The sequence below is a fragment of the Marinobacter sp. genome (assembly GCF_035268745.1).
Lineage (GTDB): Bacteria > Pseudomonadota > Gammaproteobacteria > Pseudomonadales > Oleiphilaceae > Marinobacter.
Map to the genome: position 1 here is coordinate 1 of NZ_DATFKH010000064.1, position 26,109 is coordinate 26,109.

The 26,109-nt window shown below is 58.0% G+C and carries 22 protein-coding genes and 1 tRNA gene; 6 read left to right on the forward strand and 17 right to left on the reverse strand.

Annotated features, from left to right (window positions below; all coding sequences use genetic code 11):
* Positions 1-27: 27 nt before the first annotated feature.
* Positions 28-104 (reverse strand) — tRNA-Arg (locus VJ956_RS05955).
* A gap of 129 nt (positions 105-233) precedes the next feature.
* Between VJ956_RS05955 and VJ956_RS05960 the strand changes: the two genes are divergently transcribed.
* Positions 234-944 carry a TIGR04283 family arsenosugar biosynthesis glycosyltransferase gene (locus VJ956_RS05960; RefSeq protein WP_324082771.1) on the forward strand — a complete coding sequence of 237 codons (711 nt, stop codon included), beginning with the start codon at positions 234-236 and terminating at the stop codon, positions 942-944.
* Entirely contained in the window at positions 934-1,587 is a 654-nt protein-coding gene (locus VJ956_RS05965) for a TIGR04282 family arsenosugar biosynthesis glycosyltransferase (RefSeq protein ID WP_324082773.1), read from the forward strand. The genes VJ956_RS05960 and VJ956_RS05965 overlap by 11 nt, the downstream gene beginning before the upstream one ends.
* A gap of 2 nt (positions 1,588-1,589) precedes the next feature.
* Here the strand turns inward: VJ956_RS05965 and VJ956_RS05970 are convergent, their stop codons facing one another.
* Together VJ956_RS05970 and VJ956_RS05975 are read right to left on the reverse strand one after the other, a co-directional pair.
* The gene (locus tag VJ956_RS05970) at positions 1,590-4,424 is read right to left on the reverse strand and encodes an insulinase family protein (protein ID WP_414674387.1); all 2,835 of its coding nucleotides are present in this window, start codon (positions 4,422-4,424) and stop codon (positions 1,590-1,592) included.
* Between the two features lie 12 nt (positions 4,425-4,436).
* Positions 4,437-4,736, reverse strand: a complete 300-nt coding sequence (locus tag VJ956_RS05975; RefSeq protein WP_324082775.1) for a hypothetical protein — start codon at positions 4,734-4,736, stop codon at positions 4,437-4,439.
* A gap of 377 nt (positions 4,737-5,113) precedes the next feature.
* On the opposite strand from VJ956_RS05975, the gene VJ956_RS05980 reads away from it, so the two are divergent.
* Positions 5,114-7,099 (forward strand): SDR family oxidoreductase, encoded by a 1,986-nt coding sequence (locus tag VJ956_RS05980; RefSeq protein ID WP_324082777.1) that lies wholly within the window; start codon positions 5,114-5,116, stop codon positions 7,097-7,099.
* 4 nt (positions 7,100-7,103) lie between these two features.
* Here VJ956_RS05980 and rnt read toward each other — a convergent pair whose 3' ends face one another.
* Positions 7,104-7,733, reverse strand: a complete 630-nt coding sequence (rnt, locus tag VJ956_RS05985; RefSeq protein WP_324082830.1) for a ribonuclease T — start codon at positions 7,731-7,733, stop codon at positions 7,104-7,106.
* A gap of 63 nt (positions 7,734-7,796) precedes the next feature.
* Positions 7,797-8,828, reverse strand: a complete 1,032-nt coding sequence (pyrC, locus tag VJ956_RS05990; RefSeq protein WP_324082779.1) for a dihydroorotase — start codon at positions 8,826-8,828, stop codon at positions 7,797-7,799.
* Between the two features lie 150 nt (positions 8,829-8,978).
* Between pyrC and VJ956_RS05995 the strand changes: the two genes are divergently transcribed.
* On the forward strand, positions 8,979-9,899 hold the full coding sequence (locus VJ956_RS05995) for a flagellar protein MotY (protein WP_324082781.1): 921 nt from the start codon (positions 8,979-8,981) through the stop codon (positions 9,897-9,899).
* Between the two features lie 6 nt (positions 9,900-9,905).
* On the opposite strand, the gene VJ956_RS06000 is transcribed toward VJ956_RS05995, so the two are convergent.
* Positions 9,906-10,832 carry a histone deacetylase family protein gene (locus VJ956_RS06000; RefSeq protein ID WP_324082783.1) on the reverse strand — a complete coding sequence of 309 codons (927 nt, stop codon included), beginning with the start codon at positions 10,830-10,832 and terminating at the stop codon, positions 9,906-9,908.
* Between the two features lie 169 nt (positions 10,833-11,001).
* Between VJ956_RS06000 and VJ956_RS06005 the strand changes: the two genes are divergently transcribed.
* On the forward strand, positions 11,002-13,746 hold the full coding sequence (locus VJ956_RS06005; protein ID WP_324082784.1) for a bifunctional acetate--CoA ligase family protein/GNAT family N-acetyltransferase: 2,745 nt from the start codon (positions 11,002-11,004) through the stop codon (positions 13,744-13,746).
* 9 nt (positions 13,747-13,755) lie between these two features.
* Here the strand turns inward: VJ956_RS06005 and rdgC are convergent, their stop codons facing one another.
* From rdgC to VJ956_RS06045, 8 genes are all read right to left on the reverse strand, one after another.
* Entirely contained in the window at positions 13,756-14,682 is a 927-nt protein-coding gene (rdgC, locus tag VJ956_RS06010; RefSeq protein WP_324082787.1) for a recombination-associated protein RdgC, read from the reverse strand.
* Positions 14,683-14,700: 18 nt separating this feature from the next.
* A complete protein-coding gene (locus tag VJ956_RS06015) occupies positions 14,701-14,898 on the reverse strand; it encodes a DUF2788 domain-containing protein (protein ID WP_324082789.1) in 198 nt (65 codons plus the stop codon).
* The gene (gene yaaA, locus VJ956_RS06020; RefSeq protein WP_324082791.1) at positions 14,895-15,665 is read right to left on the reverse strand and encodes a peroxide stress protein YaaA; all 771 of its coding nucleotides are present in this window, start codon (positions 15,663-15,665) and stop codon (positions 14,895-14,897) included. The genes VJ956_RS06015 and yaaA overlap by 4 nt, the downstream gene beginning before the upstream one ends.
* Positions 15,666-15,677: 12 nt before the next feature.
* Entirely contained in the window at positions 15,678-15,911 is a 234-nt protein-coding gene (locus VJ956_RS06025; protein WP_324082793.1) for a glutaredoxin family protein, read from the reverse strand.
* Positions 15,912-15,918: 7 nt separating this feature from the next.
* Entirely contained in the window at positions 15,919-16,677 is a 759-nt protein-coding gene (locus VJ956_RS06030; RefSeq protein ID WP_324082795.1) for a YciK family oxidoreductase, read from the reverse strand.
* Between the two features lie 72 nt (positions 16,678-16,749).
* Positions 16,750-17,409, reverse strand: a complete 660-nt coding sequence (locus tag VJ956_RS06035) for an HAD-IA family hydrolase (RefSeq protein WP_324082797.1) — start codon at positions 17,407-17,409, stop codon at positions 16,750-16,752.
* Complete coding sequence (gene ubiG / locus VJ956_RS06040) at positions 17,406-18,134, reverse strand: bifunctional 2-polyprenyl-6-hydroxyphenol methylase/3-demethylubiquinol 3-O-methyltransferase UbiG (protein ID WP_324082799.1); 729 nt, start codon at positions 18,132-18,134, stop codon at positions 17,406-17,408. The genes VJ956_RS06035 and ubiG overlap by 4 nt, the downstream gene beginning before the upstream one ends.
* A 31-nt stretch (positions 18,135-18,165) precedes the next feature.
* Complete coding sequence (locus tag VJ956_RS06045) at positions 18,166-19,506, reverse strand: TRZ/ATZ family hydrolase (RefSeq protein ID WP_324082801.1); 1,341 nt, start codon at positions 19,504-19,506, stop codon at positions 18,166-18,168.
* A 142-nt stretch (positions 19,507-19,648) separates the two neighbouring features.
* Here VJ956_RS06045 and mtnA point away from each other — a divergent pair, with 142 nt between their 5' ends.
* Entirely contained in the window at positions 19,649-20,713 is a 1,065-nt protein-coding gene (mtnA, locus tag VJ956_RS06050) for an S-methyl-5-thioribose-1-phosphate isomerase (RefSeq protein ID WP_414674389.1), read from the forward strand.
* Positions 20,714-20,715: 2 nt separating this feature from the next.
* Here the strand turns inward: mtnA and VJ956_RS06055 are convergent, their stop codons facing one another.
* The 3 genes from VJ956_RS06055 to VJ956_RS06065 all read right to left on the reverse strand — a co-directional run bounded on the left by VJ956_RS06055 (position 20,716) and on the right by VJ956_RS06065 (position 26,071).
* Positions 20,716-21,456, reverse strand: a complete 741-nt coding sequence (locus tag VJ956_RS06055) for a helix-turn-helix transcriptional regulator (protein ID WP_324082803.1) — start codon at positions 21,454-21,456, stop codon at positions 20,716-20,718.
* A gap of 16 nt (positions 21,457-21,472) precedes the next feature.
* Positions 21,473-23,650, reverse strand: a complete 2,178-nt coding sequence (locus VJ956_RS06060; RefSeq protein WP_324082805.1) for a carboxy terminal-processing peptidase — start codon at positions 23,648-23,650, stop codon at positions 21,473-21,475.
* A gap of 270 nt (positions 23,651-23,920) precedes the next feature.
* Positions 23,921-26,071: a 3-hydroxyacyl-CoA dehydrogenase NAD-binding domain-containing protein gene (locus VJ956_RS06065; protein ID WP_324082807.1), complete on the reverse strand. Its 2,151-nt coding sequence runs from the start codon at positions 26,069-26,071 to the stop codon at positions 23,921-23,923.
* Between the last annotated feature and the right edge of the window lie 38 nt (positions 26,072-26,109).

Genomic DNA, 26,109 nt, shown 5'->3' on the forward strand with positions numbered 1-26,109 from the left:
GTTTGTGGATCAATGCGGAAGGGTGACTGGTACCCCCGGCAGGACTCGAACCTGCTACCTTCCCCTTAGGAGGGGGACGCTCTATCCAGATGAGCTACGGGGGCATTAACCTGAGAAGGGCGGTATGATAGCGGCCGAAGGGCTGTGGCTCAAGGTGCGTTCGCTTCTGTGGCGTGAGTTATGGCTGTTGGACTGTAATTCCGGTAGGAGGCGTTTTGCCGCAGGGTTTGTCGTTGAGCATTGTCATGCCTGTCTGGCGTGAAGCCGGGGCCATTGAGTCGACGCTGTCCGGACTGCAGTCGCTGCGTTCCCGCGGCTGTGGCCAGGGCTTTGAAAAGCCCCCTGAAATCATTGTGGTTGATGGTGGCAGCGACGACGATACCGCCAGCTTGGCGCGGCCATTATGCGATCAGGTGATTGTTTCCGGGCCGGGGCGGGCGGTTCAGATGAACGCCGGGGCCGCCGCTGCTTCCGGCGATATCCTGCTTTTTCTTCATGCCGATACGCAACTGCCTTGCTCTGCCCTCGATAAGCTTGCGGAATTTGCGGCATCCTCTTTGGCCTGGGGCCGGTTCGATGTTCGTTTATCCGGCCAGCGGCGGTTGTTCCGGGTGATTGCCTGGTTCATGAATCGCCGCTCCCGGATGACCGGAATCGCCACCGGGGATCAGGCCATCTTTGTGCGCAAGTCGGTTTTTGTCGATGTGGGTGGCTTTGCACCGATACCGTTAATGGAGGATGTCGAAATCTCGTCCCGGCTGAAGCGCTATTCCCGGCCATTCTGCATCCCCGACCCGGTGATAACGGACAGCCGACGCTGGCAGAAGCATGGCCCCTGGCGTACGGTGTTGCTGATGTGGCGGATACGCTGGCGTTACTGGCGCGGCGAGTCGCCGGAGGCTCTTGCCAGACTCTATCGGGCGGATGTGCGCAATGCCGAATAAACAGGCGGAATCTGCACTGGTGATGCAGTTTGCCAAATGGCCGGAAGCAGGTCAGGTGAAAACCCGGCTGATGCCGGAGCTGGGAGAGCAGGGCGCGCTCGCGGCTCATATCACGCTCAGCCTGGCTGTCCTGGACCAGCTGTCAGCCAGCGATTTTGAGGTTCGTTTTTTCTGGGACCGTGAGTTATCGGATGTGCCGGAAGCGGCCTGGCCGATCATCAACCGTATTGAAGCTCTTGGGCTCAGGCAGGGTTTTCAGCGGGGTGTTGTGCTGGGGCAACGCATGGAAGCAGCGCTGTCCGAGGGGCTGGCGAATTATTCCAAAGCCATTATTGTGGGCAGCGACTGCCCCTCGGTGGATGCCGGTTATATCCACCAGGCCGTGCAGGCGCTGGAGGATGCCGATGTTGTGCTGGGCCCGTCGGACGACGGCGGATATGTGCTGATCGGCGCGCGGACGTATGTTACCGGCATGCTGGAGAGCATCCACTGGGGAACCGATCAGGCGCTGGCTGAAACCGTCGCCCGACTGGATGCGTGCGGCCTGACCTGCGTACAACTGCCAGCGCGGTGGGATGTGGATGAACCGGAGGACTGGCGGCGATTTGTCAGCCAGTTCCCCCAGTATGGTCCAGCCGTCTGATTTCAGGCGTCCGGGACGAAAGGCCGTTCCCGCAGGGTCTCCATGATAGCCTGCCCGTCAGTCGCCGCTTTTGCTGTATTTACGCGGAGTGCCCGGGAGCGTTCGACCACTCTGGTCTGAAAGGCTTCCATCAGGTCTGCGCGGGATACGTTGCGGACAGCCTCGGCAAGCTGCTCACGGGAGTTGAAGCTGGTCTCTTCCCGGTCGATTTCCTGCCAGTAACGTCCTGAGATCTCACCCAGTTGCCGGTCTTTTTCCAGCAGTTTGCTGATGACTGCCTGCTTTTCCCGGGTCAGGTCTGCCGGGCTCATGTCTGAGAGGGTGTTCATGAAGGTTTCGGAGAATTCCCTGACAGCCGCGTCTATCTCGCTGGTGCTGGCGCCCGGGGATTGCACCACAAAGCCCAGCGCGGGCGTTTCCAGCATCTCGTAGGGCATGGCGTACACGATGTAGCCAAGCTGGCGGGTGGTGCGGATTTCCTCATAGAAGGGGCTGGCCACAATCTGCGCGAGCAGGCGGAAGGTGGCCCGCTCGGCAAAGCTGGTGTTATCGCCCTGGGCATAGAGGGTATAACCGGTGTCCGGGTGGTCTACCTCAATGCTTGCCTGGATCCCGCTTTGCGGCAGTGCCCGAACCCGGCTGCGCGGAACTTCCGTGCGTTCGCTCTGGCGAAGTACGGAGGAGTTCACCAGCCGGGCGAAGTTGAGGGCGGAGGCCGGGGTCATGTTGCCATGGGCCAGCATCACCGGATCCACCTCCGACAGCAAGGCTTCAGCAAAAGACCCGAGCTCATCAAAAGTGACGTTGCGCGCGGCGGCCAGTTTATCTTCGGTATTCCAGGAACCCTCAATAAGTGCCGTCTGGATGAATTCGGAGGCCTGCTGGACCGGGCGATTCTTGGCCTTGTTAAGCAGCCTGTCAATCATCTGTTCCCTGGCGATGTTGAAGCGCTGCTCTGACAGAACGGGGTCGGCTACCTGGGAGAGAATACGCATCATCAGGATGTGGAGTTTTTCGCTGTATCCGCCCACCCGAATGGTGATGCCACGCAGGTGTGAGTAGATACTGTAATCCAGGCCGGCCAGTTGGGCGGGATAGGCCCAGGCGTTGATGTTGGTCTGGATGGTGTCGATCAGCAGGTCTGATAATACATCACTGCGTGCGGATGCCCGGGTGGCCGGTGTCCTCAGGCTGACGTAAACGTTTGCCTTGGGCGTGTCGAAGCGGATGTCCCTGGCATACCAGATGTCCAGGCCCTCGATGGCGCCGAGGGAAACCGGCTTTGCCATGGTGGGACCGGAAATCATTTCCAGGTCGTTGGGCACGAAAGGGTTTTCCGGGGGCAGTGCCAGGCCTGCCATCAGGTCGGTGTTGATCGCGCCCGGCTGCAGTGGCTGCAGCGAGAATTCGGCATTGTACCAGGGGGTTTTCTGCGGTGATTGCAGTTCCGGCTGCGGGTCCTGTATTGATACCAGCACGTTGTTCCGGGTCAGGAGGGAAAGAATGTCCCGATACTGGCCAGGCACGTAGCTTTCCATCATCCAGGGTGCGCGAAGCACGTCTTCCGCCGCCACATGCGGCATCAGCATCGACAGGTGGGTGACCGAGCGGATTGGTGACTGCTTTTCGCGGAACCGGAAGTCAATTCGCGCCAGCTTTTGCATCTCTTCAAACCGGCGTTCGGAAATCCCCTGGTTGCGGACTTTATCAATCCAGGCAAATGTCAGGTCCAGAATGCGGTCCTGGTTTTCCAGCCCCCTGGGGGTCAGGGACATGCTGATTTCCACGGTTTCTTCGGTACCTGTATCCATGCCGCTGCCGGCAGAGAGACTTTCCACCAGACCTGCCTGCTTCAGCCGGTCAAACAGGCTGCCGGGACCTTCATGGCCCAGCAGGTTGGCAACATAGCGGACCGGTTTGTTGCGGTAATTTTCCTGCTGCGATGGAATCGGAAAGGACAGCGACAGTGAACGAATATCCTTCAGGGCTTTTGCCGTAACGCGGCCAGGCAGGGTGTCCGGTTCCAGCAGGGGCTGGTCGAACACTCGGGTCTTCAGCTGGCGGTTTTCGATACGGCTGAAGCGGTCTTCAACCATGGCTTCCAGCTCGTCCAGGGGCTGTGGACCATAGACGGCAAGGGTCATCAGATTGGAAGAATAACGGGACTTCCAGAACTCCAGGAGATCCGGGCGCAGGGGGCGCTCTTCCGTATTCTCCAGCGTCGTCAGATTGCCTACGGCAAACTGATGGAAAGGGTGTTCAGGATTGCTGATGGCTTTTTTTACCGAGTAGAAACGGCGGCCATCTTCCTTCTGCATTGCGCTGAATTCCGAGTGGACCGCGTTGCGTTCCCGGTCGACCAGTTCAGCCGTGAACAGGGGCGCCGAGAATTGTTCGGCAAAGCGATCAAGTGCGGCGTCCAGATGTTCTGCCTGAATGTCGAAGAAGTAGTTGGTGTTGCGGAAGGAAGTAAAGGCGTTATGGCTGCCGCCGTGACTCTTGATGAATTGCTGGTACTCGCCGGGATCAGGATATTTTTCCGTGCCCAGAAACAGCATGTGTTCAAGGAAGTGGGCCATGCCCTCGCGGTCGGCCGGGTCGTCGCCGCTGCCGACGGTGATATTCATTGATGCGGCGGCCTTGTCGGATTCGGGGGCGCTGACCAGAAGCACGCGCAGTTGATTGTCCAGGTTGAGATAGCGGTAGGCATTGTCATCGTTCGGGCTCTTGACCGGCGCCGTTGCGGCCAGCACCTGACCGGCGGTCAGCAGCAACAGCATCGCAATGAAGTGCACCGCAATGGCCATGGATGGAACCTTGAATCTTGTCTGGATCATATTATCTGCCTGTCAGTGAATCTGATCGTTTCGGGTTGTCTGTGGCTGCTGGTCGAGAGTCTTGCGTGCCAGATTTGCCGCTGCTTCTGAATCCAGCTGGCCGCTGGCAATGCGTTCAAGCACGGTTCCCATGACCGCCACGGCCTGACGATAATCCTCGAACTCGGCCTGAAATGCTTTATCAATGGCTTCATAAACCGCCTGAATTTTCTGCTCCCGGGTGCCCGAGTCCGCTGCCGTGTCATTGATGGCTTTGAGGCAGGCCCGGGCAATGGTGATGTAGCGGTCTGCATTCGGATCCGTCTTGGTCATATTACGTTTGCCCATTCAGAAGAGAGTAAAGAAAAGTGAAAAAAACCGGTCGTGATTATGTCATTGCTGGGGGCCAGTTTCATTTCATCAATGTAATACCGCTGTTTTACGCGCGCCCTTAAAACCATGTGCTAGGCTGCAATTTTAGTATGCTCCAGATTCGGGCAGGCCAACGGATGGCCACTGACTGATAATCAGGATAGAAGCTCATGTTAAAACAATAGCTTGAGTGAGTATTTGCTCTAAAAAATTTGATACATGAGAAATGCAGTTGAGTATAATGCCGGCGTTTTCCCCTGAACAAAGATCTGAATCCGGTTCCGGCCAGGAAAACAGGCACAGACAACAATTGACATAATAAGAAGGGTGGATAATCAATGAACTACTTTCTGACCGGCGGCACCGGGTTTATCGGCCGTTTTCTCGTTGACAAGCTGCTGGCTCGTGGTGGCACCGTCTACGTGCTGGTTCGCGAGCAGTCCCAGGGTAAGCTGGAGCTGTTGCGTGAGCGCTGGGGAGCCGACGAAGGCCGCGTCAAAGCGGTGGTTGGTGACCTGACCAGTCCGGATCTCGGCATCGACGCCAAGACCATGAAGTCGCTGAAGGGGAACATTGATCACTTTTTCCACCTTGCAGCCGTTTACGATATGGGTGCTGATGAAGAGGCCCAGCAGGCCACCAACATCGAGGGCACCCGCAGCGCGGTAAGTGCCGCCGAGGCCATGGCGGCAAAATGCTTCCATCATGTGTCCTCAATTGCCGCTGCCGGCCTGTTCAAGGGTACTTTCCGGGAGGACATGTTCGCGGAAGCGGAAAAGCTCGATCATCCCTACCTCAAGACCAAGCACGAATCGGAAAAAGTGGTTCGCGACAGCTGCAAGGTTCCGTTCCGCATCTACCGTCCGGGTATGGTCATCGGTCATTCCGAGACCGGCGAAATGGACAAGGTGGATGGCCCTTACTACTTCTTCAAGCTGATCCAGAAAGTCCGTCATGCCCTGCCGCAGTGGGTGCCTACCATTGGTGTCGAGGGTGGATACCTGAATATCGTACCGGTGGATTTTGTGGTAAATGCACTGGACCACATTGCGCACCTGGAAGGGGAGGACGGTAACTGCTTCCACCTGGTGGATTCCAACCCCAGGAAAGTGGGCGAAATCCTGAATATTTTTGCCGAGGCGGGCCACGCGCCGCGTATGGCGATGCGTATTGACTCCCGGATGTTCGGATTCATTCCCCCGTTCATCCGCCAGAGCCTGAAGAACCTGCCGCCGGTCAAGCGTCTGACCTCGGCCGTTCTGGACGACCTGGGTATTCCGCCCTCGGTTCTGTCCTTTATCAATTATCCGACCAAATTCGACGCCCGGGAGACCGAGCGTGTTCTCAAGGGCACCGGCATTGAGGTGCCCAGACTCGAGGATTACGCGGCAACGATCTGGGATTTCTGGGAGCGCAACCTGGATCCGGATCTGTTCAAGGACCGCACCCTGCGTGGCACGGTTGAAGGCAAGGTCTGCGTCATTACCGGTGGCACCTCGGGCATCGGTCTGGCAACGGCTGAAAAGCTTGCTGAAGCCGGTGCAATTCTGGTCATTGGCGCGCGCAAGAAAGAACGGCTGATGGAAGTTGCCGAGGAACTGGAAGCGCTCGGTGGCAATGTTCATCCGTACCAGTGTGACTTCGCTGAAATGGAAGACGCCGACCGTTTCGTCAAGACGGTGCTGGAGAACCACGGTCATGTCGATTTTCTGATCAATAACGCCGGCCGCTCTATCCGCCGTTCACTGGCGCTGTCTTTCGACCGGTTCCACGATTTCGAACGTACCATGCAACTGAACTACTTTGGCTCGGTCCGGCTCATTATGGGCTTCGCGCCGAAAATGCTGGAGCGTCGCCGCGGCCATGTGATCAATATTTCGTCGATTGGTGTGCTGACCAATGCGCCGCGTTTCTCGGCCTATGTGGCATCCAAATCCGCGCTGGATGCGTTCAGCCGCTGTGCTGCCTCAGAGTGGTCTGATCGCAATGTGACCTTCACCACGATCAACATGCCGCTGGTAGCCACCCCGATGATTGCACCCACCAAGATCTATGACTCGGTGCCGACGCTGACACCGGACGAGGCGGCGGATATGGTAACCAGTGCAATGATTTATCGGCCCAAGCGTATCGCCACCCGTCTGGGCACCTTTGCCCAGGTGCTGCATTCGGTGGCTCCCAAAATGGCCGAAATCGTCATGAACACCGGTTACCGGATGTTCCCGGATTCGCCGGCGGCGGCTGGCGGTCAATCCGGCCAGAAGCCGAAGGTGTCCAGCGAGCAGGTCGCGTTCGCTTCGATAATGCGTGGCATTTACTGGTAGCCGGTTATTGTTCTTCGGGTGGTTCTGGCGGCGGGGGAGGAAAGCCCCCGATTTCACGCCAGCGATTCACGATGCGGCAAAACAGATCGGCGGTCTTTTCTGCGTCATAAGCGGCGGAATGCGCCTCCTTGTTGCTGAAAGGAATGCCCGCCAGTTTGCAGGCCTGGGCCAGCACCGTGTGGCCGTAAGCCAGGCCTGCCAGGGTGGCGGTATCGAAGGTTGAAAACGGGTGGAACGGATTGCGGCGGATGTCTGCGCGCATGGCCGCGGCAAATACAAAGTTGTGGTCGAAAGTTGCGTTGTGGCCAACCAGTACCGCGCGTTTGCAATCGTGGGCCTTTACGGCCTTGCGGATCGGGCTGAATATCTCGCTCAAACCTTCCCGTTCCGGCACTGCTTCGCGCTCCGGGCTCCAGGGATCAATGCCGGTGAAATCCAGGGCGGATTGCTCAAGGTTTGCACCTTCAAAGGGGTCAATCTGCTGAACGTGGGTCTCGGAGCGTCTGAGCCAGCCATCGTCGTCCATGGTCAGAATAACCGCTGCAATTTCCAGCAGTGCGTCTGTTTCCGGATTGAATCCGCCGGTTTCGACATCGACCACCACTGGCAAGAATCCGCGAAAGCGGCGTGACATCGGATGCGGCGTGGCATTCGACGGTTGGGTGTCTTCAGTCACAAGAACTCCAGAATTGTATGATTAGGCGACCTGCCACTGCAGCTGTTTTCCGGCCTCTAGCGGCACGATCCTGCCAGCGCCCAGGGGCAGTGTTTCGGGCATCTGCCAGGGTTGCTTGATCAGGGTAAGAGTGCCCCGGTTTCTTGGCAGACCGTAGAAGTCAGGCCCGTTGAAGCTGGCAAAGGCTTCCAGCTTGTGCAGTACGCCCAGTGTTTCAAACACCCCGGCATACAGTGGCAGGGCGCTGAATGCTGAATAGCAGCCCGCACAGCCGCACGCCGTTTCTTTGCGATCCTGGGCGTGGGGTGCGGAATCGGTGCCCAGAAAGAACCGGGTGTTGCCGCTGGCAACAGCGTCAAACAGCGCCTGTTGATGACGATTACGCTTGAGAATCGGGAGGCAGTAGAGGTGCGGGCGAATGCCGCCGACCAGCATGTGATTGCGGTTGTACATCAGGTGCTGCGGGGTGATGGTTGCTGCCAGCCGGTCGCCCTGATGCTGTTGCACAAATTCGGCCGAGTCCGCGGTGGTGATGTGCTCCAGCACAACTTTCAGTGCCGGAAATGCTTCGAGGGTCGGCGCCAGGACGCGATCAAGGAAGACTTTTTCACGATCAAAAATATCGACATCCGGGTCGGTGACCTCACCGTGAACCAGCAACAGCATGCCACAGTCACTCATGGTCTGCAGCACCGGGTAAATCCGCCGGATGTCGGTCACCCCTGACGCCGAATTGGTGGTGGCGCCTGCAGGATAGAGCTTCGCGGCGACAATACCCGCCGCTTTTGCCGCGAGTATTTCCGCGGATGTCGTGGTTTCGGTCAGGTAGAGGGTCATCAGCGGTTCAAAATCGGAGCCGGCGGCGGCAGCCAGAATCCGGTTTCTGTAAGCCATCGCCATCGCGGCATCCGTTACCGGCGGAGTCAGGTTCGGCATGATAATCGCGCGGGCAAAATGCCGGGCTGTCGCCGGAACCACATCTCTGAGAATTTCGCCGTCGCGAACATGAAGGTGCCAGTCGTCGGGACGGGTGATGGTGATCTGGTCGGTCATGTTGCTGTCCTGGGTCAAGGTTCCGGCAAGGCAAAAAGTGGCGGGATTATATCAGAACCGACACCCGATTGTTTTTGCGCAGGGCCTAAAGAATCGACGATGACAGCCGTAACCCTAGTCAGACCGAATTCAGCAAGCGGACCGGCGGCTATGGCCAGATTGATACAGGATTCCCGCAGCTTGGGCACTGCCATCGCGATGGCTTGCGCGGCTCTGGCCCCCGGCCTGCAGGCTGCCAGCTATGGCGCGGGTATCGAGAACAGTCAATGGTACCTCTCGCAGTCAGTGTTTGAGTGCACGCTGGTGCATGAGGTGCCTGGCTATGGCCGCGCTGTGTTCAGTCATCGCGCCGGCGAGAAGCTGTCGTTCTTTCTGGAGTCAGAGTTATCGCTGATGCGGCCGGGCACCGGCCTGTTGGCGGTAGAGGCGCCGCCCTGGCGCCCGGGAGTCAGGCCCAGACCCATGGGCAGCGTGTCCGTTGCTGAAGGACGGCGTCAGGTCGAGCTGGATGCGCGGCAGTCGATGATTCTGATCGAAGGGTTGATGCAGGGCATGAGCCCGACCGTATCACGCCAGTCCTGGTATGACCGGAGTCTGGTGCGGGTTCGGGTCTCCAACATCAACTTTTCCCGTGAGCTTCCCGCTTATCGCTCCTGTGCGGCGGGCCTGCTGCCGGTCAATTACGACCAGGTCAAACGCTCACGGGTTCCGTTCCGCACCGGTGGCTCCAGTCTCGCGGACGGTGATCGGCGTCTGCTCGATAATATCGTCACCTATGTGCTGGCAGATTCGACGGTTGAGCAGGTGTTCGTTGATGGCCACACCGACAGCTCGGGTAGCCGAATCAATAACCGGGCACTGTCAGAGGAGCGGGCAAACGCGGTGGCGGATTATATGATCAGCCAGGGGCTGCCAGAGGACCTGATTATCGTGCGGGGCCATGCCGACCAGTATCCGGCGTCCCGCAGTCCCGCCGACAACCGCCGTGCAACCATTCGCCTGCAGCGCGAAGGCGAAAGGCCAGACCTGCAACAGGCCCGGGGTTACGATAGCTCCGGCCCCAGCAGCTGATGCAGGTCAGTGAATCTGGCTGAGCACCTCGAGATGGGCGTTAACGCTTTCGGCCAGTGCTTTCAGATGGTATCCACCTTCCAGCGTTGAAATGATGCGGTCGTTGGCGTGGTCGCGGGCGACGCTTGCCAGCATTTCCGTCAGCCAGCGGTAATCTTCAACCTCAAGATTCAGTTCCGCCATTGGATCAAGACTGTGACCGTCAAAACCGGCGGAAATCAGAATCATCTGGGGGCGAAAATCCTGCAGCCTCTTGAGCCAGGCTTCCTCAACAGTCTTGCGGTAGGTCAGCGCAGACTCCCCTGCGGAGATTGGCGTGTTGATGATATTTGACGCCTGCCGGTGAACATGGGAATGGGGATAGAACGGATGCTGGAAACTGGAACACATCAGGATGCGCTCGTCGCCACCGACAATATCCACGGTGCCATTGCCCTGGTGCACGTCGAAATCAATAATGGCAACCCGTTCAAGGTGATGAAAGTTCAGAGCCCGCTTGGCGGCAAGCGCCACATTATTGTAGAAGCAGAAACCCATGGACTTGCTGCGTTCGGCGTGGTGCCCCGGGGGTCGGGCGCAGACAAAGGCATTGGTGAGCTGATTGCTGAGCACCATGTCGACTGCCTGAACGTTGGCTCCTGCTGCCAGACGGGCTGCTCTCAGGGTGAGGGGCATCATTGCGGTGTCCGGATCGGTGTATACCCGGCCCCTGGTGGGTTGCATCAGATCCAGCTGGTGCAGGTAGCCCTCCGGGTGGGCCAGCAGCAGCTGGTCGCGGGTAATCTCCTCCGGTTTTACCCAGTCCAGAGTCTGATCAAGGCCGGTATCGGCCAGATAACTGATAATCGCTGACAGTCGCTCTGGGCATTCAGGGTGCTCTGGCCCCATTACATGCTTGCTGCAGTCATCGTGAGAAAAGAATCCGGTTGTCATATTGCTGGCCCCGACACTTTGTTATATCTGTTAGCCATTGAATCTTATCAGGGAAAACCCGAGATTTCCTGAGTTCTTTGGTCGTAGCCGCGCAGGGTAGTTTCGTATTGCAGTTCAAGGGCCTAAGATAGAACTGACTGTGCAAAACCAAATCAGCAAGGAGATTCCCTTGAGTACCCGTTATCTGGAAAGCCTGTTCAACCCTGATTCGATCGTGGTGGTTGGCGCGTCGGAACGTTCCGATAATCTGGGGGGTATGGTGCTGCGCAACCTGCTTGCGGGCGGACACGCGGGAAAACTGACCGTAATCAATCGCAATAATTACGACGACGTGCATGGCGTGCACTGTGTTCGAAAAGTATCACAGATGCCTGGGGGGACAGATCTTGCGATTGTCTGCACCCCCCCTGAAACGGTGCCAAAGATGGTTCGCAAGCTGGGCGAGGCCGGGGTTCGTACCGCTATCGTGATGACCGGGGGCATGTCCCGGAGCCATAGCAGAAGCGGTCAGCCGCTGATGTATTCGGTGCGCAAGGCAGCGAGGGAGAGCGGGATCCGGGTGCTTGGACCCAATACCATAGGGCTTATGGTGCCGGCGCGAAATCTCAATGCCACCTACGTCCACATGGGCGCTATGCCGGGGAAAGTTGCCTTTGTAGGGCAGTCCGGCACGATTGCCAGCTCGATTATTGACTGGGCTTTTGCCCGGGGCGTGGGATTCTCCTATTTTCTGACTCTGGGCGATGGCATGGACATCGACCACGACGACCTGATTGATTATCTGGCTCAGGACACCCGGACCCGGGCGATTCTGCTGCACCTGGAACATATCCCGAATCCCCGGCGGTTCATGTCTGCGGTGCGGGTTGCTTCCCGTACCAAGCCGGTCATTGCGGTGAAAAGCGGTCGTGTGCCGGAATCCGAGTGGATGCCCCATAAACTTCCGGTGGGCCTGACTCAGAGTGATCCGATATACGATGCCATGTTGCAGCGTGCCGGTGTATTGAGGGTGGACGGACTGGGGCAGATGTTTGACGCTCTGGAAACCCTTACCCGTATGCGCGCCCTGCGCAAGGAGGGTCTGGCGATCATGGCCAACGGCATTGGCCCCGGTGTTCTGGCAGTGGACAGACTGGCTTCCCTGGAAGGCGAGCTGGCCCCTTTATCGGACGAGACCATCAGTAAACTTGCCGAGCATCTGCCAGCTTACTGGACCCCCAAGAATCCGATTGATCTTGGCTACGATGCCTCGCCCGAAGTCTATGCTAATGCGGTAAGAGTAATGGCCAAAGACCCGCAGATCAGCAATGTGCTGGTGATGTATGCGCCAACGCTGACGCAGGACAGTGTCCGTATCGCCGATGCGGTTGTTCAGGCGACCAAAGGCAGCCGGCTGAACGTGTTTACCTGCTGGCTGGGCCAGAGCACGGTAATGGACGGCCGCGCCGAGTTCTATCGCGCCGGCGTACCCTCGTTTTTCAATCCCGAGAAAGCCGTCACCGCATTCATGCAACATGTGCGTCATCAACGGGTACAGCGCCTGCTGACGGAAACTCCCGAATCGTTTACCGATCATCTGGCGGACCGTTCCCAGACCCGGCGCGTGGTCACCGAGGCCCTGCGCGACAAGCGCTTTTGCCTGAGCAATCGTGAAGCGCGGGAGGTGATCCGGGATTACGGCATCAACGCCGTGGAGACCATCTACTGTGATGACGTGGCGGAGGTGCTGGAAGCTTTCGCAGTGGAGCGCCGTCCCATCGATATAACCCTGATTCACGAACGGTCCTGTGTTCCCCTGGTCGCGCTCAGTCCTGGCCAGCGGCGCTATAAGGGCACGGTCAGGAAACTCAACAGCGAAGGTGCCATTATCGACTCCTGTCAGTTTCTGATGGACCAGTATCAGAATCATTATCCGGACAGTGGTTTTCTCGGGTATGCGGTTCAGCGGTCCTATCAGCATGTGGGCGGGATCGAGTTCAGTGTGGGTATTACCCGTGATGAGCTGTTTGGTCCGCTGGTGGTCTGTGGTGCGGCGGGCGCCCGGATCAACGTGATGTCGGACCGCCAGATAGCCCTGCCACCGCTGAATATGGTGCTGGCCAGAGAGCTGTTGCGGCGAACCTATATGTACAAGCTGTTGAACGAGCACAGCATGAAGCCGGAGGACGATACCCGTGCCGTCGCGGAAACCCTGGTGACCCTGTCCCAGATAGTCATCGATATCCCCGAAATCCGGGGGCTGGAGATTTCGCCGCTGCAGTTTAACGACGACGGTGCCGTTGCGGTAAACGTTGCCATCGATCTGTCTGAAGAACCCGGGAAGCCCATTATCCAGGCCTATCCCCGGGAGCTGGAAGAGTGGATTGTGCTGCCAAAATCAGGCCGGCGGGTCATCCTGCGCCCGGTGAGGGCAGAAGATGAGCCGGCTCACCGGGTTTTCCACCAACTGCAGTCGCCGGATTCCATTCGTTACCGGTTTTTCCAGTACCGCAAGCATTTCTCCCGCGAAGATGTCGCCCAGATGGTACAGATCGACTACGACCGGGAAATGGTATTTATCGCGACGGCGCCCCGGGAAGATGATGAGGGCGAGGAAACCCTGGGTGCGGTAAGAACCTGGACTGACGCCGATAACCTACGCTGCGAATTTGCGGTAATGGTCCACGACAAAATGAAAGGTGAGGGCCTGGGCGTTGTGCTGATGCAGAAGATGATCGATTACTGCCGGGCCAGGGGCACGGCGGAAATGGTTGGCAACGTGCTGCCTGATAACCTCCCCATGCTGCGCCTGGCGGAGCACATGGGGTTCGAAACCCGATATAACCCGGAAGAAGAGGTGATGGACCTGCTGCTGGTACTGAACGAGCCGGAGAAGGACTGGCAGCGGGAGCGCCTTGATCATAGCTCCCATTAGTCTTTCCCTTCACTCTGCCACAATGGCTGACCGGTCTTCCCCACCCAGGGCTTCCAGCAGCCCGGGAATCAGCCGGGACAGCTCCAGGGTCATCAGCGAAAACGCGGCATCAAAACGGGCGGCGGCATCGTCGGAATCCACATCGTCCAGCTTTTCCTGGAGGGTTTCGCCGAACTTCAGACGCTTGATGCCCAGTTCTTCATCCAGAACAAACGAGACATTGTCATCCCAGGTCAGCGCCAGCCTGGTCACCAGCATGCCAGCGTTGAGATGGGTGCGAACGTCATCGCCGCGCAGATCCAGTCCCTTGCAGCGCACCACGGCGCCGTCTTCAGACGGATCTTTCAGTTCACATTCGGTACCCAGATCGATCGCGGAGGGCAGATCAATGGTATGGTCAAGCCAGCCGGTGAATGTAAAAGATGGTGCCTGTTCCACCGCTGGCGGCCGAACCGGCAGGGAACCGACGCTTTTACGCAGAGCGGAAGCAAGGTCCTCGGCCTGTTTGGCGGATCCCGCGTCCACCACCAGTACGCCGTCAGCCGGTGCCAGGTAGGCATAACACCGGCGGTTCTTGGAGAAGGCCCGCGGCAGCATTTCCAGGGTGATTTCCTCTTTCAGTTCGTCCCTCTCCTTGCGCCGCACTTTCCGGGCCTGCTCGATTTCGATGGCTTCCGCTTTTTCGTCCACCAGTTCTTTTACCACCGAGGCTGGCAGCAGTTTTTCTTCCTTGCGCAGCGCGATCAGAAAACAGCCACCGGAGCTGTGAACCAGTTGATCGCTGTGTCTGCCCATGGGCGGCACCCAGCCCTGGCGGGAGCTTTCCTGGGGGCCACAGGGTCTGAAGGCTTCGGTCTGAAGCTGTGCCTCCAGAGTTTCGGCAGTAATCTCAAAGGGTTTGGTAAAACGGAATACGCGGGCATTACGGAACCACATGGTCCGGGTCCTTGTTGGTTATTGCATGATTTCGACCAGCACGGTCTTGACAATGAAGCCTACGACGCCGGCCCCCAGGATTGTGAACAGGGCAATGGTGCCGAACCGGCCGGCCTGGGATTTTTTTGCCAGATCCCAGACAATAAAGCCCATCCACACGATAAGGCCGGTGAGCAATACCAGCATTGAAATCTGGGAGAAAACCGACTCACTCATGAAGCATCTCTCAGGAACACCCAGTTATCGCCGTCGGACTGCTCCTCACTGAAGCGGTAGCCTTCAAGATCAAAGCCTTTGAGGTCGTCCGCCCGGGTGATGTTGTTCTGGATGGCATAACGGCACATGAGTCCCCGGGCCTTTTTGGCGTAGAAACTGATCATTTTGTACTGGCCGTTTTTCCAGTCCCTGAACTGCGGGGTGATCAGCCGGGCATCCAGCTCTTTTTTCCGGATGCTTCTGAAGTACTCGTTGGAAGCAAGGTTCACCAGTACGCCATCGTCGGCTTTCAGCAGACGGTTCAGTTCGTCGGTGATTTTGTTACCCCAGAACGCATAGAGGTCCTTGCCGCGGTTATTTTCCAACTTTGTCCCCATTTCCAGCCGGTAGGGCTGCATCAGGTCCAGTGGTTTCAGCACCCCGTAGAGGCCGGAAAGTATTCGCAGGCGCTTCTGGGCAATCTCGAACTCTTTGGCACTGAAGCTTTCCGCGTCCAGTCCGGTGTAGACATCACCCTTGAAAGCAAGCACGGCCTGGCGCGCATTATCCTGGGTGAAAGGGGTCTGCCAGCGCCGGAAACGCTCGGCGTTGAGTTGCCCCAGCTTGTCGCTGACCCCCATGAGGTTGCTGATGTCGTGAGGCTCCAGCGTTTTCAGCTGGTCCACCAGTTCACAGGCATCGTCCAGAAAATCCGGCTGGCTGGCTTTGGTGGTAGCCAGGGGGCTGTCGTAGTCGAGGGTTTTGGCGGGGGAAATAACCATCAGCATGTCGGGTAATCCTCATCGAAGAAAGTCAGTTAACTGGTCGCTGGTAAATGGCCAGTCCAGTTCCTCGCCGGTGTCGCTGCGGTGCAATACCGGAATTCGTGTGCCATAACGTTGCACCAGCATCTCGGACTGGGCGATGTCCACGGCGTCCACGGGGATCGGTTCCGGCATCGGAGTGCTCACCAGCAGGGCCTCCGCCAGTTCACAAAGATGACACTGGGACGTGGTGTAAAAAATCAGTTCCATTACTTTGTTATTCGTTAGGTTTTGGTTGCGCGTCAATCTGCTGGGCGTTCACTGCGCTGCTGTCAGGGCCCATCAGGTAAAGGTAAACCGGCATCAGGTCCTCGGGCATGGGGTTCTGTTGCGGGTTCTCCGCCGGGTAAGCCCGTGCTCTCATATTGGTACGGGTAGCGCCGGGATTGAGACTGTTGACCCGGATATTATGACGATCATCGTCCAGTTCCTCGGACAGCAGCTGGCTCAGACCCTCAACGGCAAACTTCGAGACGGCGTAGGCGCCCCAGTACGCTTTGGCTTTGCGGCCAACCCCTGATGAGGTAAAAATCACCGATGCGTCCGCTGACTTGCGCAGCAGCGGAATCATCGCGCGGCTCAGGAGAAAAGGCGCAGTCGCATTAACGTGCATGACTTTTGACCAGATTTCCGGATCGTACAGTTCCACCGGGCTACGGTTGCCCAGAATGGCGGCGTTGTGAAGCAATCCGTCCAGACGGTCAAAATTGTCTTCAATGGTCATGGCCAGCTCTTCATATTCCTTGACCGCCGCGCCTTCAAGATTGAGCGGCACAATGGCGGGCTTGGGGTGACCGGCGGATTCGATCTCGTCGTAGACCGATTCCAGCTTTGATACGGTCCGGCCTACCAGAATCACCGTGGCACCGTGAGCCGCGTAGGCCCTTGCTGCAGTCCTGCCAATACCGCTGCCGGCACCCGTTACCATAATGATGCGGTCTTTGAGTAGATCTGCCGGGGCCTGGTAGTCCTGCATGCTGTTCCTCCGTTGGCAATGGCTGAGCTTGTGAGATCGGAATGAGGCCAGTTTTGTTGAGGCCCGATGGAGCTATTGTAACAGTTTTGCCAGGTCGCTGACCGTATCGGCGATCAGATCCGCCTGCCACAGATCCACGGCTTCAGGGCGTTCAATATAGCCGTAACGCACCGCAATGGTAGTCATGCCGGCGTTGCGGCCTGCTTCAATATCGCGTTGGTGATCGCCTACGTAGATGGCTTTTTCAGCGGCAGCCCGAGCTTCGTCGCAGGCCATGAAAAGAGCTTCAGGATGGGGTTTGCCCTGAGCCACATGATCCGGACAGACCAGTGTTGCGCAGCGCTGGTGCAGACCCAGTGCGCGGATCAGTGGCACGGCAAAACGCACGGGCTTGTTGGTCACTATGCCCCAGGGAATCTGGCGCGCCTCCAGCGCAAGCAGGATAGCGTCCATGCCGTCGAACAGCTTGGTTTCAACCGCAATACCCACCTCATAAAGGTCCAGAAATTCCGCTCGCAGTTCGGTGTACCCGGGTTCATGCTGCTCGAGACCGAAGCCGATACGGATCATCGCGCGGGCACCGTCGGATACAGACTGGCGGATAAAAGCCGGTGGCAGCGCTTCAAGGCTCCGTGACTGTCTCAATGCGTTAAGGCAGCGGATAAAGTCCGGCGCGGTGTCGATCAGCGTACCGTCCAGATCAAACAGGACAACAGAAGGTGTACGGCTCACGACGACGATGCTGCCCCGCGGGTATCGATGGCGTGCATTATGTAGTTGACGTCGACGTCGCGCCCCAAACGGTAGACTTTGGTGAACGGGTTGTAGGTCATGCCGGTCAGGTCGCTGACATCAAGACCTGCATGGCGGAGGTGGTCCGACATTTCCGAGGGCCGGATGAATTTTCGCCATTCGTGAGTACCTTTTGGCAGCAGCCGGAGCACATACTCGGCGCCGACGATGGCGAACAGGAAGGACTTGGGGTTGCGGTTGATGGTGGATACGAACAGATGCCCGCCGGGTTTTAGCAGGGCGGCGCAGGCCTTGACCACGGAACCGGGATCAGGAACGTGTTCAAGCATTTCCAGGCAGGTAACCAGATCGTATTGGCCGGCGTGCTCCGGATCGCCCGCCAGCTCTTCCACGGTGATTTGCTGGTAGTCCACGTTGATGCCGCTTTCCAGCCCATGCAGTTGCGCCACTGACAGCGGCGCCTCGCCCATATCAATACCGGTTACATGGGCGCCACGCTGGGCCATTCCCTCAGTCAGCAGACCACCACCGCAGCCTACATCCAGGGCCTTCTTGCCGGCGAGCGGGCAGTGTTCGTCAATGTAATTCAGTCGCAGCGGATTGATATCGTGCAGTGGTTTGAACTCGCTGGTGGGGTCCCACCAGCGGCTGGCCAGGGCGTTGAATTTTTCAATTTCGTTGTGATCGACGTTGTGATTAGTCATAGCAGTCTGCCTGATCCTGAAAAGTGTCGTGTCAGCGGGATTGCTGCTCGCGAATTCTGTCCGACCAGCTCTGAACCCTGAGCATCAGGTCTGGTACATCTATACGTGTCAGCTCGCCATCCTGGACCTGAGGCACACCACCTATCCAGCTATGACTGACCTGTCGTCCGTGACGGCTGTAGACCAGGTGAGACGCCGGGTCATATACCGGCTGCAGAAAGGGATCGCTCAGGTCAACGGCAATCAGGTCAGCCAGTTTGCCCGCTTCCAGCGAGCCAAGTTCGCTTTCACGGCCAATGGCTCTGGCCCCGGCAATGGTTGCCATGGCCAGCGCTTCGTGGGCGGAGAGAGCCGAGGCATCACCGGCGACGGCCTTGGCCAGCATGGCCGCTGTGCTCAGCTCGCCAAGCAGGTCCAGATCATTATTACTGGCGGCGCCGTCGGTACCAATGGCCACGTTCACTCCGGCGTCGCGCAGTTGCTGCACCGGGCTCAGGCCGCTGGCCAGCTTGAGATTCGATTCGGGACAGTGAATGACATGGGCTCCCGTCTGTTTCAGCAATGCAATATCGGAGTCATCAATCTGGGTCATGTGGACACACTGGGTGTTGGGTCCCAGCAATCCCAGTCCTGCCATTCGAACCGTCGGCCGGATTCCGGTTTTCTCCATGGCCTCGGTTACTTCGGATGCGGTTTCGTGAAGATGAATCTGTATCGCAGCGCCGGTTTCCCCGGCGAGCTCCACGGCCCTGGTCAGTGGCTCATCAGATACCGTGTAGGGCGCGTGAGGGCCGATTGCGGGAAAGATGAAAAGGCTGTCCTGCCATTGTTCAATAAACGCCTTGCCCTTGCTCAGATACTCGTCAGGTCCGGCGCCCCAGGGCGTGGGGAAGTCCAGCAGGGGAAAGCAGACCTGTGCTCTCATGCCCGTATCCCGGGCAAGTTGCGCGACGATTTCCGGGAAGAAATACATGTCAGAGAAGGTTGTGGTCCCGGTCCGCAGCATCTCCGCCATGGCAAGCTGGGTGCCGTCAGCGACAAAGGCTTCACTGATAAATTCACCTTCGGCAGGCCAGATGTGATCGTTCAGCCAGGTCATCAGTGGCAGGTCGTCCGCCATTCCCCGGAACAGCGACATGGCCGCGTGGCCATGGCTGTTGATCAGGCCCGGAAGCACGACATGGTAGGGCAGATCAATCACTTCCTTGGCGCGATAGCGCGCATCCGCCTCGCCCTGGGGCAGCACGGCGGCAATGCGATCACCCTGAATCAGCACAGCCTGATGATCCAGAACGGTATTGGCCGGCTCAATGGGGATCAGCCAGCGGGCGTTGATGCGGATATCTGCTGCGTTTATGGTCTCTGCCGTCATTCATTCTGCCTTGTTTTATGAACAAATAGCCCAGCCCGGGAGTATAACGAGCGACCCGTCCGAGAACTACCCTGGTACCGGGCTGAGTTAAGGGCCCTGTTAGCGGTATACTGCAGGCATCTTGTTCCAGTTGGAGTTTGCTATGAATCAGGCCCCGGCAATGCCCGGCACTCGTTCAATCGGTACCGTCGCTATGCGCTGGCATGGCAGCAGTCTGGAGTTGCTGGACCAGCGCCTGCTGCCCGATCAGGAAGTCTGGTTGCGTCTCGACACTGCTGACGCCGTCGCCGGCGCGATCCGGGATATGGTGGTGCGAGGTGCGCCGGCGATAGGCATCAGTGCAGCCTACGGGGCAGCGCTGGCGGCCAGGACAGCGTCAGGCGAAAACTGGCGGGCGCAGGTGGACCATTCAATCAGGGTCCTGGCCGAGTCCCGCCCCACGGCCGTCAATCTTTTCTGGGCCCTGAAACGGATGCAGGAAATTCTTGCAGGCTGCAGCACCCGGGCTGATGCGATTGAGCAGCTTGGGTTGGCGGCCGTGTCGATTCATCAGGAGGACCTGGCGGCAAACCTTGCCATGGCCGAGCATGCGCTGATGCACATGAAGACTGATCAACCGGTTTCGGTACTGACTCACTGCAATACGGGTGCCCTGGCGACCGGCGGATACGGCACGGCGCTGGGCGTTGTCCGCCGCCTGCACGAAGCGGGAATGCTGGTGAACGCCTTCGCAGATGAAACCCGGCCCTGGTTGCAGGGCAGTCGCCTGACGTCCTGGGAACTGACCCGGGATGGCATTCCCGTTACCCTGAACGCGGACAGTGCAGCCGCCACCATTCTGGCCTCTGGCAAAGTGAGCTGGGTGATTGTCGGCGCTGACCGCATTACCGCCAACGGCGATGTCGCCAACAAAATAGGTACCTACAGCCTGGCGGTGCTTGCCCGCTATCATGGCGTCGGTTTTATGGTGGTTGCTCCGTCCAGCACGGTGGATATGGCCCTGGCGTCAGGCCGGGAGATTCCGATTGAAGAGCGGGACGGCCAGGAGCTCCGCAGGGTCCGGGAGCTGCCGATGGCGCCTGCATCGGTGGCGGTTTTCAACCCGGTCTTTGATGTAACCCCGGCGGCCCTGGTCGACGTGATCGTGACGGAAAAAGGCGTGGTCAGCCGCCCGGACGTGGCGGGCATGACAAGGCTGTTCGGCTGATCCTATTGGGTTTTTGCTTCCGGGTCAGGCGTATGGCTGGCCCTGATTTCAGCCACTTCCTGCTCCCGCTGTTCAATGAAGTGCAATGACATTTCAAAACTCTGGCGGGTGAACTCAAGTACCTTTTCAAAGCCTTCGTCCGAGAGCGTACGAGCGTCGTCGTGTCTGCGGAATATATTGATGAACTGCCGTTCCCGTTCAAACTGAAGCGGTAGTCGCCCCACCCCCCAGTCGTCGAGAATACGCCAGACCTCCGGGTTGTAGTTGCGGGTGGTGCGCAGAATGAACGGAATGGGGTCGTTGCGGGCAATCAGTGCTGCAAGGCGCAGAATAAGTTCGAAAGACAGGGTGCTGGTGCCATTTTCGATGGCTTCCAGAACCGACTTGTCCTTCAGGTTCAGCGCTTCACTCATCTCGGACAGCGTCAGGCCCGCGACTTCGCGGATGTCCCGCAGGGAGTTCCCCGCGATCAGCATCGTCCGCAACTGGCTCTGTGATTTTGCCAGGGCCCGGCCTACCTTGCGGGAGGTGTCTGTCGATCTGGCAGCAAACCTTAACGCCGAGCTGGTGAACCCGGTGATACGGTCAATCAGGGACTCCGCTTCGTGTTCCTCACTGGCCTTTTTCCTGGTACCGGCCTCGACCTTTTCCATCTCCTCCCGGGACCGCATGGCATGCATGGCGTCCATCAGCATGCCTTCCAGTAGCTTTGCCTTGTTCCGGTCGCTGCCCGCATCTTCCATTGGGATCGTTCCTTGGTCAGTATGACTTGGCCTGACTGGTGAAATTCTGTGGCGGAAGGATGGAAGCCATCTTCCTGTCCAGTTCAAGCATGTCCGCCATGATATTGCCACCCTCCATCACGATGAAATCCAGATCCTCATCGTTGTTGCCAATATCGGCCGCCTGCTGGTCCTGCCAGTCATCAAGCTGTTGCAGAGTATCAAACGGCTTTTTACCACGGATCTCGCGGCGGGCGTTGGCGATAGACAGTCGGTCTTCTTCGAGCTGATTCTGGTGCTGTTCACGCTTGTCAAAGTTCAGGCTGACGGCGGTTTGCTCCCGCTGCCGCTTCAGAAAATCGATTTCCTTCTGCAGCAGACGAAACTCCGGATGGTCTGCAAACCGGCCGTCATGGCGGGTGCGCAATTCATCAATCACGCTGCTGAAATCGAAATAGCGCCGATAGGGCACTGACTCGATCTGGTCCCAGGGCAGGGCGTGGTCGAGCGCATCTTCACCAATCCGGGTTTTGTCGACGCGTGAGGGAATCTCGATATCCGGGATTATGCCCTTGTGCTGGGTTGACCCACCGGATACGCGGTAAAACTTGCTCTGGGTGATTTTGAGCTGGCCATGATTCAGTGAGCGCACGGCCTGAACCGTACCCTTGCCAAAGGTTTGTGAGCCTACCACCAGGCCACGGCCATAATCCTGAACTGCGCCGGCAAAAATTTCTGACGCTGAAGCGCTCATACGGTTCACCAGCACAACCAGAGGACCATCATAGGTTACTGACGGGTCCTCATCCTCCAGCACTTTTATATCGTTGCCGGAGCTACGGATCTGTACCGTGGGGCCTTCTTCGATAAACAGACCCACCAGATCGTTGGCCTCGTGCAGAGCCCCACCGCCATTATTGCGGAGATCCATCACGATACCGTCAATGCCGTCGGCCTTGAGATCATTGATCAGATTACGAACATCGCGGGTTGTACTTTTGTAATTGGGATCATTCGCCATCATCGCCTTGAAGTCTGCGTAGAACGTGGGGATATTGATCACGCCAATGCGGAAAGCCTCGTTATTGCGATCGAGTTCGATCACTTCGCTGCTTGCGCTCTGTTCTTCCAGCTTGACCTCATCCCGCTTGATCGCAATGGTCCGGGTAATGCTCTCATCGGCGGCATCTGAAGACACCACTTCCAGCGTTACCACCGACCCCTGCGGACCACGAATCAGACCAACCACTTCGTCCAGGCGCCAGCCGATGACATTGACGGTTTCATCCTCGTCTTCCTGGCTGACGGAGACAATACGATCCGCCGGCTTGAGCTGGCCCTGCTTGGCCGCCGGACCTCCCGGCACAAGGCGGACCACCTTGGTGTATTCGTTATCTGACTGCAGGACCGCACCAATACCCTCGAGAGAGAGACTCATATTGATGTTGAAGTTTTCCGAAGTGCGCGGCGAAAAATACGACGTATGCGGATCCCACATGCCTGCGAATGCGTTCATGTAGGCCTGAAACGCATCTTCGCTGCGGGCCTGACGGGTACGCTTGAGCTGGCCTTCGTAACGGCGCAGCAGGGACTCCCTGATTTCTTCATCGCTGCTGCCATTCAGACGCTGGGCCAGCACGGCGTTCTTGATTCGCTTGGTCCAGAGGTCGTTCAGGGCCTCGGTGTCGGGTTCCCAGTCAGCCTCTGACCGATCCAGGAGAATCTGCTCATCGCTCTGGAAATCGAGCTTGTCGATGCCGGCTTCTACCACTCCGATGGCAAAGTTCAGACGTTCAATGACGCGCCTCTGAACCAGATTATAGATATCAAAGCCGGGCTGGAGCTGACCGGTTTTAAGCGCTGACCCCAGACTTTCCCTTACCGCACTGAACTTGTCGACGTCCTGCTGACTCAGGTAAATGTGCTGACCGTCGAGGTAATTCAGGTAGGCATCGAACACGTCACCGGAAAGCTCATCGTTGATGCCCATACTGCGAAAGTGGGTGAACTGCAGCTGCCTGGCGATCAGAATGTTGGCCCGGGCCTGGTCAATCGTTGGCGATACCGGCTGATACTCGGCGCCTGAGGATTCGGTTGCCGATACCGCCGGCACCGGGAAGGCCAGAATCAAGCAGGCCGAAACTGCCATGCACAGTCGCCTGACAGGATGCTGTCGTTCGCTGTATGAGGTCATAATGCGTTTCGCGATGCTCATATACTGGTTACCTGAAGGTAGAGGGAAACACTTTCGCAGCGGGAATTCGCTGATAGCGGATAGTATCTGGGGTTATACGATTCTAGTTCAATGCTGGATTGACTCATCATTTTATTGTAGGCAAGGCCAGAAAGGGTTGCCATAGCGAGGGTGTTTCGGTTCGTGACAATCTGTCCATGAAACGGGCAGCTATGTATCTTTTACCGGGTTACGTTCAGTCAAGCGACGACGAGTCAAACTGCCGGTAACCCGGTGCTGAATCAGCCTGAATCAGGCGAAGGCGACATTGGTTTCGGCCTTTTCAAGCAACATGGCGGGCGGATTGAAGCGCTCACCAAACCGGTCTGCAAGCTTTTTTGACCGCTCTGCAAAGGCGCGAACGCCGTACTGGTTGATAAACTGGATGGCGCCACCGGTCCACGGTGCGAAGCCGATCCCGAAGATACTGCCGATATTGGCGTCTGCCACGGTCCTGAGCACGCCCTCTTCAAGGCAACGGACCGTTTCGATGGCCTGAATGAACAGAATGCGGTCTTTCAGCTCCTGCAGGTTGGTTGAGCGGACCCTGTCCTGATCAGTATAGAGTCTGTCCAGGTCTGGCCAGAGGTATTTTTTGCCGGATTCCGGGTATTCATAGAAGCCCGCACCGGCAGCCTTGCCCCTGCGATTGTGCGTGCCAACCATTTCATCAATAACGGCTTCCGCCGGGTGGGCATTCCAGGTTTTGCCGGCCGCTTCGGCGTCTTTTCTGCTCTGGTCCCGGATGTGCTGCATCAGGGTCATGCTCACTTCATCAGAAATCGCCAGTGGTCCCACCGGCATGCCACAGAGCACCGCCGCGTTCTCGATACTGGCTGGATGAATGCCTTCACCGAGCATGGCAATGCCTTCATTGACAAAGGTGCCGAAGACGCGGGAGGTGAAAAAGCCACGGCTATCGTTCACCACAATCGGAATCTTGCCAATCTGTTGAACGTAATCGAAGGCGCGCGCCAGGGTGGTATCGGAGGTTCTGGCGCCCACAATGATTTCCACCAGTTGCATTCTGTCCACCGGGGAGAAGAAGTGCAGGCCGATAAAATTTTCCGGTTTCGCCGAGGCTCCGGCCAGTTGGGTAATGGGAATCGTCGATGTGTTCGAGGCAAAGATGCCGTTGCTGGTCAGCCTGGCTTCGGCCTCCCGGGTTACGCTGGCTTTCAGGTCACTGTCTTCGAAAACGGCTTCGATCACCAGCTCACAGCCGTCCAGCTCGTCGACGGAGCCAGTGGTCGTGATGCGGTTCAGCACCCCGGTCTTGTGTTGTTCTGTCATCAGCCCGCGGCTGACCTTACCGGCCAGGAGTTTTTCGGAATAGGATTTGCCCTGCTCGGCGTTCGTTGTGGATACGTCTTTCAATATCACTTCCAGATCATGGGTTGCGCTGGCATAGGCGATACCGGCGCCCATCATGCCGGCACCCAGTACCCCGACCTTGCGGAAGGTCTGCTTTGCCACGCCCCGGGGCCGACTTTCACCGGCGTTTACAGTATTGAGCTGGAACCAGAAGGTGCCGGTCATGTTTTTGGCGACCTGGCCGATCACCAGATCTGTGAAATAGCGGGTCTCGATCAGGCTGGCATTATCAAAGTCGACCTGCGCCCCTTCCACCGCGGCAGCAAGAATGCGCTCCGGTGCCGGATAGCAGCCCCTGGTTTTCTGTTTCAGCATGGCCGGTGCAACGGCAAGTCGCTGGGCCATCGCCGGGTGATGGGGGGCGCCGCCCGGAAATCTGAAGCCATCCTGGTCCCAGGGCTGCTGGCACCGGGGATTGGCGGTAATGAATGCCCGGGCCTTATCCAGCATTTCTTCCCGGGAACTGGCCAGTTGATCAACGATGCCAGCCTTGTGAGCGCCTCCGGGGTTTATCTTTTTGCCTTCCATCAGGTAGGGGAAGGCCGCTTCCAGACCGATCATTCTTGGCAGGCGCTGGGTACCACCACCGCCGGGCAGCAGGCCAAGCGTAACCTCCGGCAGGCCGAGCCGCATTGCATCGTCGTCCATAGCCACCCGGTAATGGCAGGCCAGGCAGATCTCCAGGCCGCCGCCCAGGGCTGAGCCGTTGATGGCGGCCACCACCGGCTTACTGCTGGTCTCCAGAGCCCGCAGGTCCGCTTTCAGGCTGTTAACCATATCCTCGAAGGCTGCCGCATCATCACCGGTGACCGTATAGAGTTCCTTGAGGTCGCCACCGGCGAAAAAGGTCTTTTTGCCCGATGTAATTATAATGCCCGCCAGGTCTTCCAGGTCGTTTTTAACCCGGCTGACGGTTTCGGCCAGGGCAGTCCGGAACGCCGCATTCATGGTGTTGGCGGACTGGCCGGGCATATCGATGGTGAGGGTCAGAATCTTGTCTGCGCCCAGGTCGTACTGAATGGCACTCATAGCGTTGTTCTCCTGGCGATGTCAGGCTGTCTGGATTC

Excerpts from the sequence above, each read along its gene's own strand:
- VJ956_RS05965 (WP_324082773.1), top strand. The coding sequence starts at position 934 with ATGCCGAATAAACAGGCGGAATCTGCACTGGTGATGCAGTTTGCCAAA.
- VJ956_RS05970 (WP_414674387.1), bottom strand. The coding sequence starts at position 4,424 with ATGATCCAGACAAGATTCAAGGTTCCATCCATGGCCATTGCGGTGCAC.
- VJ956_RS05975 (WP_324082775.1), bottom strand. The coding sequence starts at position 4,736 with ATGACCAAGACGGATCCGAATGCAGACCGCTACATCACCATTGCCCGG.
- VJ956_RS05980 (WP_324082777.1), top strand. The coding sequence starts at position 5,114 with ATGAACTACTTTCTGACCGGCGGCACCGGGTTTATCGGCCGTTTTCTC.
- rnt (WP_324082830.1), bottom strand. The coding sequence starts at position 7,733 with ATGTCACGCCGCTTTCGCGGATTCTTGCCAGTGGTGGTCGATGTCGAA.
- pyrC (WP_324082779.1), bottom strand. The coding sequence starts at position 8,828 with ATGACCGACCAGATCACCATCACCCGTCCCGACGACTGGCACCTTCAT.
- VJ956_RS05995 (WP_324082781.1), top strand. The coding sequence starts at position 8,979 with ATGGCCAGATTGATACAGGATTCCCGCAGCTTGGGCACTGCCATCGCG.
- VJ956_RS06000 (WP_324082783.1), bottom strand. The coding sequence starts at position 10,832 with ATGACAACCGGATTCTTTTCTCACGATGACTGCAGCAAGCATGTAATG.
- rdgC (WP_324082787.1), bottom strand. The coding sequence starts at position 14,682 with ATGTGGTTCCGTAATGCCCGCGTATTCCGTTTTACCAAACCCTTTGAG.
- VJ956_RS06015 (WP_324082789.1), bottom strand. The coding sequence starts at position 14,898 with ATGAGTGAGTCGGTTTTCTCCCAGATTTCAATGCTGGTATTGCTCACC.
- yaaA (WP_324082791.1), bottom strand. The coding sequence starts at position 15,665 with ATGCTGATGGTTATTTCCCCCGCCAAAACCCTCGACTACGACAGCCCC.
- VJ956_RS06025 (WP_324082793.1), bottom strand. The coding sequence starts at position 15,911 with ATGGAACTGATTTTTTACACCACGTCCCAGTGTCATCTTTGTGAACTG.
- VJ956_RS06030 (WP_324082795.1), bottom strand. The coding sequence starts at position 16,677 with ATGCAGGACTACCAGGCCCCGGCAGATCTACTCAAAGACCGCATCATT.
- ubiG (WP_324082799.1), bottom strand. The coding sequence starts at position 18,134 with ATGACTAATCACAACGTCGATCACAACGAAATTGAAAAATTCAACGCC.
- VJ956_RS06045 (WP_324082801.1), bottom strand. The coding sequence starts at position 19,506 with ATGACGGCAGAGACCATAAACGCAGCAGATATCCGCATCAACGCCCGC.
- mtnA (WP_414674389.1), top strand. The coding sequence starts at position 19,649 with ATGAATCAGGCCCCGGCAATGCCCGGCACTCGTTCAATCGGTACCGTC.
- VJ956_RS06055 (WP_324082803.1), bottom strand. The coding sequence starts at position 21,456 with ATGGAAGATGCGGGCAGCGACCGGAACAAGGCAAAGCTACTGGAAGGC.
- VJ956_RS06060 (WP_324082805.1), bottom strand. The coding sequence starts at position 23,650 with ATGAGCATCGCGAAACGCATTATGACCTCATACAGCGAACGACAGCAT.
- VJ956_RS06065 (WP_324082807.1), bottom strand. The coding sequence starts at position 26,071 with ATGAGTGCCATTCAGTACGACCTGGGCGCAGACAAGATTCTGACCCTC.